The following is an 8,154-nucleotide window of genomic DNA, read 5'->3' as shown; positions in this document are numbered from 1 at the left end:
AATTGGAGAGTCAAGTAAAACAATATAGTTAGGTGTCAGACTGCTAGCATTGCTGTAGGGAGGGTAATCTACCTTTGACCTTGCCAAGTTTAACTCCTACCTTGGCGAAGCCATAAAAAACCACCCATGCTAATCGAACCCCTCTCTTCCCAAACCCTCCCCGCATTAGTAACCCTCGTCCTGGCCTTGTGGCCGGAATGCTCGTTTGAGGAAGAGTGGGAGAATTACCAGCGGTTGCTTACGGCCAGGGACGAAATTTGCTATCTGGCGAAAGAAGGACCGGAATATATCGGTTTCATTCATCTGACCCTGCGGACGGATTACGTGGAGGGAGCTTCGCACTCGCCGGTGGCCTACGTGGAAGGCTTGTACGTAAGACCGGAATTCCAGCACCAGGGCATCGGGCGATTGCTGATGCGGGCGGGGGAGAATTGGGCTCGGGAGAAAAACTGCCTGGAAGTGGCTTCGGATACGGAACTGGACAATACGGAAAGTCTGGTCTTTCACCAGAAACTGGGCTTTGAAGAAGCAAACCGAATCGTGTGTCTGATCAAACGGTTATAAATTGGTTGACAGCCTTTCCTGAGTAGTTTCTAGTAATCAGACATTGCTGCTAATTCTTTCCTGCGTATAGGAGTTAGCGTATCGGGCAATCTGACTGCTTTACCTCACTTGAGTTCGTACGCTGAATCGGTGTAATTCTTTCCTCTATTCAAGTATTTTCCGGGTATATCTCCACGGGGAGATGACGCTGAGTGGTACCTGAACTTGAGAGATTCACAGATGTTGATTAAAGCCTCACTTATTTATGAGTTCATCCCTGACAACCTAGAACAGATATGCTGAAATTTATATAACTTGTTTACACACAGGAACGAATCACCTCTATCCACTAAAAACGATTAATTATCAACAGAACCTCTACAACTATGAAAAACGCATCCAATCGCCGGGAATGGCTCCAGAAAACGGTCCTGTTCGGCTCAGCCGTACTAGTCGGGAAAAATCGGGAATTGCTTCCGGGTACTGCGGCCGCTCCGGCCGTGGTTCGTCGCATTCCGATTAGCGTTTCGACGTACTCGTACTGGCATTTTCAGGAGCAGAAGTATCCCATTGAGAAAGTCATTGAGGATGCCTCCCGAATCGGATTTGACGGCGTCGAGATTCTACATCGCCAGATGACCGATGAAACGATTGCCTATCAGAACAAACTCAAGCGAATGGCCTTCGATAATGGTTTGTCGCTGCCGCTCCTGTCCATCCACCAGAGCTTCGTCGATCCCGATCCGGCCAAACGCAAAAAAGACATCGAACATACCGAGCGGTGCATCAACCTAGCCGTGCAGATGGGCATTCCCTGCGTACGCATGAACACGGGGAGCTGGCGGACCGTCAAACGCGATGCGGCCTACTACAAAGACGGCGTGGAACCACCGCTGAAAGGCTACACCGACGATGATGCGATCAAATGGTGTATTGAAGGAATGCAGGAATGCCTGAAAATAGCCGAAAAAGCGGGCGTGGTACTTGCTATCGAAAATCACTGGGGCCTTTCCTCCAACATTGATTACCTGTTACGGATATACGAACCCCTGAAAGCCTCGCCCGCCATGGGGATGAACGTAGATACGGGCAACTTCGTGGGCGAACCGTACGCTCAGTTGGAACGCATCGCTCCATACGCGACCATTGTACAGGCCAAAACCTACTACGGCGGCGGCCATTACTACGATAAAGAGCTGGATTACACCCGCATCGGAAAGATCCTGCAAAAAGCTAATTTCAACGGATTTGTATCGCTGGAAATGGAAGGGAAGGAAGACCCCCGAACGGCGGTACCCAAAAGTCTGGAATTACTGCGGAAAGCCTTTACGTTTACGACTTAGGAAAGAGAAAATAAAAAAAGACCTCTGTGCGATCAGAGGTCTTTGCCAGTTTGGTAGTCCGTACGGGAATCGAACCCGTGTTTTATCCGTGAAAGGGATACGTCCTAACCCCTAGACGAACGGACCATTTTGCATCGTTATTCAGTTCGTTTTAGCTGTTTTGCCTTCCTGTTCCGTTTAACGAGGTGCAAAGATAAGTAAATAAGTGAGGCGAACGCAAGTCTTTCGAGCCCTTTACCGCTAATTTTTTTACAGAATAAGTACTGTCTCAATTAGGGTACAATCTATTGATTTGAGAACCAGCTAGTTTCGTCGGAAGCATCGTCATGCGTACCCTTTGAAAAAAAGCAAGGGACGATTCGGCTTGAAAGTGGGAAGCCGCTTTTATCGATTAGAAATTACGTTCGCCCCGGTTCCGGACGCCTTAATGACCATGAGCGGCAATACTTACCTCTTTCCAGGCTTCAATGTCTTTCAGGCGTTGGCTATACACCTGATGCATACCATGGTAAGCCATTTTACCCAGCAACAGTCGTTGCGGTGGATTCGGATTATCGACGATATTCAGAATTGGTTGTACCGTCGCTTCGGGTTTACCCCAGGTATCCGCACTTTCACTGGAACTGCTAAAGGCTTCGCGTACCGGAGCGTAATCGGTAATGTCACTGGAGGTTTGGGTAGCGGAGGCACCGGCCCAGTCGGTAGCGTAGCCATTGGGTTCAATCAGCGTAGTCTTAATACCCAGGTGAGCTACTTCCGAGCCAATGGTTTCGATTAACCCTTCCACCGCAAATTTGGAAGCATTGTATAGGCCCAGCATCGGCAAGGTCGTTAGGCCTAGGAAGCTGGAAACCTGAATCAGGTGGCCGCTTTTCTGCTTCCGAAATACGGGCAATACGGCCTGAGCTACCCACAGGGAGCCAAAGAAATTAGTTTCCATTTGCAATCTGGCCTGGGCTTCGGTGGTTTCTTCGGTCGTTCCGAAAAGTCCGTAACCCGCGTTGTTGATCAGTACATCGATCCGACCAAACTGCTGCTCGATTTTCTGCACGACAGTATGGACTTCTTCCCGGTTATTGACGTCGAGGGTGAGAGGTAAAATGTTTTCGCCGTAGGTACTGACTAGTTCGTTTAAAGCATCGGTATTGCGGGCCGTGGCGGCTACTTTATCGCCGCGTTTGAGGAAGGCTTCTGCCCATAATTTGCCAAATCCTTTGGATGCTCCGGTAATAAAAATGACTTTCGACATGATCGTGCGTTGTTTTATAAAATCTGATTAGGCTTTAGTGCCTTTTGACCTTACAAAGGTAGAGGGACGCATACGGACCGGAATAGCTCATTTCAGCGGAAGAATAGCACAGAAATACGGGAAAGGTTCAAGGCGAGAATTTTCTACTAGTCTAGTCAAAAAGGAAGGCTCCATCAGGGGTGACCCAATCCATACGCAGCTTCAATGATAGAAACAAGGCTGACCGTATCACTAGAGGTACGCGAGTTTGCCAAGAGACAGGACACGTTGAAGTTAGGGCAGAGTTATGGTTGTAAAGGACCGTTTCAATCGAAACATTACTGGAAAGAAAGCAAAAAAAGAGCCCTGATTGCTCAGAGCTCTTTGCCAATGTTAGTAGTCCGTACGGGAATCGAACCCGTGTTTTATCCGTGAAAGGGATACGTCCTAACCCCTAGACGAACGGACCATTTGGGGAGTTAATCGATACGTTTTTTGCGATTTGCTAAGCCGTTTCGTTTAACGTGGTGCAAAGATAAGGGATTGTCAGACGCGAACGCAAGTCATCGCCTGAAAAAAGTTTTCTTTCTTTTAAAGTTTATGCGTTTTATGGCTTTTGTTCAAAAAATGCCCGTGAAGCATCTATTGGGCCGAAAAAAGGATTTACATGGCATTTGCGACCATCTTCTCACGGATATATCCCGAAAATGAGTACTTCGACCCGAGTCTTCTTTGCAACTTATTCCAACCCGGGTCGAAGGCTAGTTAGGGAATCTGGTAAGCGGCTACTGTATTCCCATTGAACGTGGGCACGTACAGCACTTTCTTGTTCTGATCGATGCCAATGTCGGCACAGTTTTTCTTTTGAGCCCGTGTATCCAGTACCTGAACGAGCTTGCCGTCGGCAGCGTACCAGTAGTGCAGAACCCCTTCCCAACGCGAGAGGAAAAAGTTAGTACCGTCGGGTTCGATGCCATCCCCGGAGGGCAACCCTTCCGCGAGTTTCTTCAAGCTTTTATCCGGATTTACTTCGTAGAAAACGCCACTACCGGAAGTCAGTACAAACATCCGGTCACCCACGAATTTAATGCCGTTGGGTCGCTGTAACTCGGGGCTTTCCAGGTATACCGATACATTTTTACCTTTTACGTGGTAAATCCGATTGTTGCCCGAATCCGTCACGTATACATCGCCGTTGGGGCCAACGGTTACGTCGTTGAGGTTGACGGCTCCTTCGGGTTTCAGTTTTCGTTCGATGTGGCCGCTGCGGACGTTAATAACTGCGATTTCGGTAATATCGGCTACGTACATTTTGCCCTTCGAAATCCCCATGCCCTTAGGAGCATTAAGGCCCTCGGCCCATTTCAGGGTTTGTACCTGCCCATTAGCGGCTAGCGTCGAAATGAAGCCTTTGCCATCGGCCTCCCAGGGCTTGCCGTCAATGTTACTGACGTAAATAGAACTGCTGGCTGGATCCACCAGTACGGACTCGGGTGTGCGTAGTTGCGTAGAGTCGGTTTCCCAGAGTTTTTGTAGTTGTACCTGGGCTGAGGCCGTAAGGCTCGTGAGAAGGCCGGTTACTAAAACGAGGTATTTCATAAACGAAAGAAAAGAGGGATTGGAATAGTAAAAAAGGCTGGAAAAACGGATGTCTTTCCAGCCTTCATCTGCCTAAACTTTATACAAAGGTAGGCAAAAATTATAACTGAGGCTGTTGAGCGGCCAGTGTTTCATCGTGGTGATGACCAGGTTTTTTGTTACGCATTACAAACCACAGTACACCAAAGGCGATAATCAGAATGGCCGGGAAAATGGCCATGTTGTCGAGCGTTTCCTGTCCGGCAGCCAGTTGAGCGGCATCGCCCGTCAGTCCGCGTGCGGTAGCATTTTTCATTTCATCGTCAATCCAGCCACCAATGATTGGTTGGAAAATGGACGTAGAGAACATCCCCATACCACCAATAATGGACATCCCGAAGGCTCCGGATTTAGGAATGTATTCGGCCACAAAACCGATCATCGTCGGCCAGAAGTAGCATACACCGATAGCGAAGATGACCGCCGAAACATAAACCATAGCTCCCGTAGCCTGGCTCATCAGTACAATACCGATCGTAGCAATAACCGAGGAAGCCCACAGTACGCCCGTGGGGTTGAGGCTATGTACCAGAGGGCCGGCGAAGTAACGACCAACGGCCATTAAGCCCGTCACCAAGGCCAGGATCAGCATGGGGCTGGCTCCGGCTTTTTCCAGAATAGGACCTACCCATTGTTCCGGACCGAATTCGGAAATGGCCGTCAGGGCCATACAGATCAGCATGAAAATGTACAGCGGCGAGAGCATAGCCTTAATGTTGGTCGTGTTGGAATGACCCTCTTCGGCCGTACTCTCCGGGAATGACTGACCCAAAAACAGAACGCCGTACAGTACCAAGGGAATCAGAATAACCCCCATCTGTAACTGCCAGCCCAGTCCGGCGTCGGTCATGAATTTAGAGACCAGACTACCGATGACAATACCGCCGGGAAACCACATGTGAAAGCGGCTCAGCATCTTGGTCGTTTGATTACCGTCGTACATATCGGCTACCATGGGGTTACAGGCGGCTTCGATGGTACCGTTGCCAAAACCAACGAAGAAGGTAGAAAGCAGTAAAGTCCAGAAACCGTCGGCGAAAATGGTGCTGACAATACCGATCAGGTGCGTTACGAAAGCCACCCATACAATTCGTTTGGGACCGATGATGTTGTACAGCGGGCCGCCTACGATCATCGCAATGGGAAAACCTAGAAAAGCCATTTGGTTTACGTAGCCAAGTTCTTTGGAGGTAAGCCCAAATTCGGCACCCAGTTGGGGAAGAATTCCGGCCCGAATTCCAAAAATCATGGCAGTGGTAATTAGACCGAAGCAGCTTGCCAGAAACAAACGATCCCGGTTAACGGACTGTATCATAGCCATTGAGGTTTAGATAAAGGGTTTAGTATGAATGATTTGACGTTTAGCACAGGGAATGTGCGTATGAATAGTTCGGCTAAAAAACAAAAAGATGGGCATTTTTGCTAGAAAGAATAGGGTTTATTCTTGAAACGCAAGCGTGAAAAATTCGGTATGCCAAACCGGTACTTTCTCCGGCTTATGTCGATTCTTCATTTGAAATATGCATTTTCTTGTCAAACTTTGGCAGCTTGTATCGATGGAAGAAGAAGGATTACCACCTGCCGAAAACATTTCGCCTGACCGTTTAGTACTAAAATCAGGTTAGATCGCAGTAAATGCGGCAGCGTATTTTCTTCCGTCCATACCTTTCCATTAAACATTCACACGTAGTCAAAACCTCTATCCATGGCCAGAAAACTCAGAATGGGAATGATTGGAGGCAGTCTCGATGCTTTCATTGGTTCTGTACACCGTCGGGGAGCCGCTTTAGATGGCGAAATTGAGCTCGTTTGCGGAGCCTTTAGTTCTAATCCTGAAAAGTCAAAAGAAACGGGTAAAGCCCTGTATTTGCCGGAGGATCGGGTATACGGCAGCTTTGAAGAAATGATTCGGCGGGAAAAAGAACTTCCCGAGGGTGAACGTATGGATTTTGTATCCATCGTAACCCCCAATCACATGCACTTTCCGCCCGCAAAAATGGCTTTGGAAAACGGCTTTCACGTCGTACTGGACAAGCCCATTACGTTAAACCGGGCCGAAGCCGAAGAATTAAAAGCGATTTGGGAACAGACGAATCTGGTCTTTTGCCTGACGCACAATTACACGGCTTATCCCATGGTGAAGGAAGCCCGTCACCTGATCAAATCCGGAGCGATTGGTAAGGTACGCAAAGTAATTGTCGAGTACCCGCAGGGCTGGTTGTCTCAGCTGGTGGAATCGAGCGGTACAAACAAACAAGCCGCGTGGCGTACGGATCCTTCCAAGAGTGGAGCTGCTGGGGGCGTGGGCGACATTGGCACGCACGCCGAAAACCTGGCGGAATACATTACGGGACTAAAGATTACAGAATTACTCGCTGACCTGACGATTTTTGTGGAAGGTCGCCAGCTCGATGACGATGCCAACATGCTGCTTCATTTTGAAAACGGAGCTAAGGGTATTTTGCACAACAGTCAGATTTGCAACGGCGAGGAGAATGACCTGAACATCCGCGTATACGGCGAACTGGGCGGTCTGAAATGGCGACAAATGGAACCCAATACGCTGGTCTGGACCAATCAGGAAAAAGGGTCCCGCATTATTCGTACGGGAGTGAATGCCGAGTCTCGGGCGGCTCAGGTACACACGCGTCAGCCCGCCGGCCACCCGGAAGGATACGTGGAAACCTTTGCCAGTTTGTACCGCAACTTCGCCTTTGCCGTACGGGCGAAGGAAGCCGGTCAGGAGCCTGATCCCGATTTCGATTTTCCCGGAGTAGAAGCCGGTTTACGCGGAATGGCGTTCATTGATACGGTGCTGAAGTCGAACAGCAATGGAGCTGTCTGGACGAAGTTTGAGTAGACTCAATTAAATTTCTTTACGTAGTATGAACTGGCAGGAGCGAATTGAATCAGACGAACAGGTGTTACTAGGGAAGCCCGTCATTAAAGGAACCCGACTTTCAGTTGAATTTTTGATTGGCAGACTAGCCGATGGTTGGTCGGAACAGACGATTCTCGAGAACTATCCTCAGTTGTCTCGTGAGGACTTGCAGGCCGTGTTCGGATATATTCAGGATTGCCTGCGGGATGGCTTACTGTTCCATCAATCCATTCCATCAAAAGCGGCCTGATGAAAATACTAGCCAACGAGAACTTTCCTAAAGCCAGTACTCAGTGGTTGCGGGAACGTCACGTCGATATTATAGCCGTTGGTGAACACTATTCAGGATCGAAAGATGAAGAAGTAATGAATCTTGCTATTCAGGAAAACCGTACGATTCTTACTTTTGATCGGGATTACGGTGAACTGATTTTCAAAAAAGGATATAAGCCTCTGGCGGGAGTCGTTTATTTTCGATGGAATTCCTTTACCCCCGAAGCTCCCGGGCAGTTCATACATGA

The 8,154-nt window shown here is 48.7% G+C and carries 8 protein-coding genes and 2 tRNA genes; 5 read left to right on the top strand and 5 right to left on the bottom strand.

Annotated elements, in window-relative coordinates; translation table 11 throughout:
• Nucleotides 1-126 precede the first annotated feature (126 nt).
• Both aac(6') and ACOJTG_RS24190 read left to right on the top strand, forming a co-directional pair.
• Nucleotides 127-564 (top strand): aminoglycoside 6'-N-acetyltransferase, encoded by a 438-nt coding sequence (gene aac(6') / locus ACOJTG_RS24195; protein ID WP_420156162.1) that lies wholly within the window; start codon nt 127-129, stop codon nt 562-564.
• A gap of 365 nt (nt 565-929) precedes the next feature.
• Nucleotides 930-1,886, top strand: a complete 957-nt coding sequence (locus ACOJTG_RS24190; protein WP_420156161.1) for a sugar phosphate isomerase/epimerase family protein — start codon at nt 930-932, stop codon at nt 1,884-1,886.
• Between the two features lie 51 nt (nt 1,887-1,937).
• Here ACOJTG_RS24190 and ACOJTG_RS24185 read toward each other — a convergent pair.
• The 5 genes from ACOJTG_RS24185 to ACOJTG_RS24165 all read right to left on the bottom strand — a co-directional run bounded on the left by ACOJTG_RS24185 (nt 1,938) and on the right by ACOJTG_RS24165 (nt 6,067).
• Nucleotides 1,938-2,012, bottom strand: a tRNA-Glu gene (locus ACOJTG_RS24185).
• 298 nt (nt 2,013-2,310) lie between these two features.
• Nucleotides 2,311-3,135 carry an SDR family NAD(P)-dependent oxidoreductase gene (locus ACOJTG_RS24180; RefSeq protein WP_420156160.1) on the bottom strand — a complete coding sequence of 275 codons (825 nt, stop codon included), beginning with the start codon at nt 3,133-3,135 and terminating at the stop codon, nt 2,311-2,313.
• Between the two features lie 376 nt (nt 3,136-3,511).
• Nucleotides 3,512-3,583 (bottom strand) — tRNA-Glu (locus ACOJTG_RS24175).
• A 296-nt stretch (nt 3,584-3,879) separates the two neighbouring features.
• On the bottom strand, nt 3,880-4,713 hold the full coding sequence (locus ACOJTG_RS24170; RefSeq protein WP_420156159.1) for an SMP-30/gluconolactonase/LRE family protein: 834 nt from the start codon (nt 4,711-4,713) through the stop codon (nt 3,880-3,882).
• Between the two features lie 100 nt (nt 4,714-4,813).
• Nucleotides 4,814-6,067: an MFS transporter gene (locus tag ACOJTG_RS24165; protein ID WP_420156158.1), complete on the bottom strand. Its 1,254-nt coding sequence runs from the start codon at nt 6,065-6,067 to the stop codon at nt 4,814-4,816.
• Nucleotides 6,068-6,475: 408 nt separating this feature from the next.
• On the opposite strand from ACOJTG_RS24165, the gene ACOJTG_RS24160 reads away from it, so the two are divergent.
• The 3 genes from ACOJTG_RS24160 to ACOJTG_RS24150 all read left to right on the top strand — a co-directional run.
• Complete coding sequence (locus ACOJTG_RS24160; RefSeq protein WP_102200895.1) at nt 6,476-7,612, top strand: Gfo/Idh/MocA family protein; 1,137 nt, start codon at nt 6,476-6,478, stop codon at nt 7,610-7,612.
• A gap of 25 nt (nt 7,613-7,637) precedes the next feature.
• Nucleotides 7,638-7,883: a DUF433 domain-containing protein gene (locus ACOJTG_RS24155; RefSeq protein WP_094812579.1), complete on the top strand. Its 246-nt coding sequence runs from the start codon at nt 7,638-7,640 to the stop codon at nt 7,881-7,883.
• Nucleotides 7,883-8,154 (top strand): DUF5615 family PIN-like protein (locus ACOJTG_RS24150; RefSeq protein ID WP_420156157.1); only part of this gene is annotated, 272 nt, incomplete at its 3' end. The genes ACOJTG_RS24155 and ACOJTG_RS24150, both read left to right, overlap by 1 nt.

Origin of the sequence: Siphonobacter sp. (genome assembly GCF_048595215.1) — a bacterium.
Taxonomy (GTDB): Bacteria; Bacteroidota; Bacteroidia; order Cytophagales; family Spirosomataceae; genus Siphonobacter.
This window is presented reverse-complemented; position numbering and strand designations above follow the sequence as displayed.

Coding starts and splice junctions, on each gene's coding strand:
- ACOJTG_RS24190 (WP_420156161.1), top strand. CDS start 930: ATGAAAAACGCATCCAATCGCCGGGAATGGCTCCAGAAAACGGTCCTG.
- ACOJTG_RS24180 (WP_420156160.1), bottom strand. CDS start 3,135: ATGTCGAAAGTCATTTTTATTACCGGAGCATCCAAAGGATTTGGCAAA.
- ACOJTG_RS24170 (WP_420156159.1), bottom strand. CDS start 4,713: ATGAAATACCTCGTTTTAGTAACCGGCCTTCTCACGAGCCTTACGGCC.
- ACOJTG_RS24165 (WP_420156158.1), bottom strand. CDS start 6,067: ATGATACAGTCCGTTAACCGGGATCGTTTGTTTCTGGCAAGCTGCTTC.
- ACOJTG_RS24160 (WP_102200895.1), top strand. CDS start 6,476: ATGGGAATGATTGGAGGCAGTCTCGATGCTTTCATTGGTTCTGTACAC.
- ACOJTG_RS24155 (WP_094812579.1), top strand. CDS start 7,638: ATGAACTGGCAGGAGCGAATTGAATCAGACGAACAGGTGTTACTAGGG.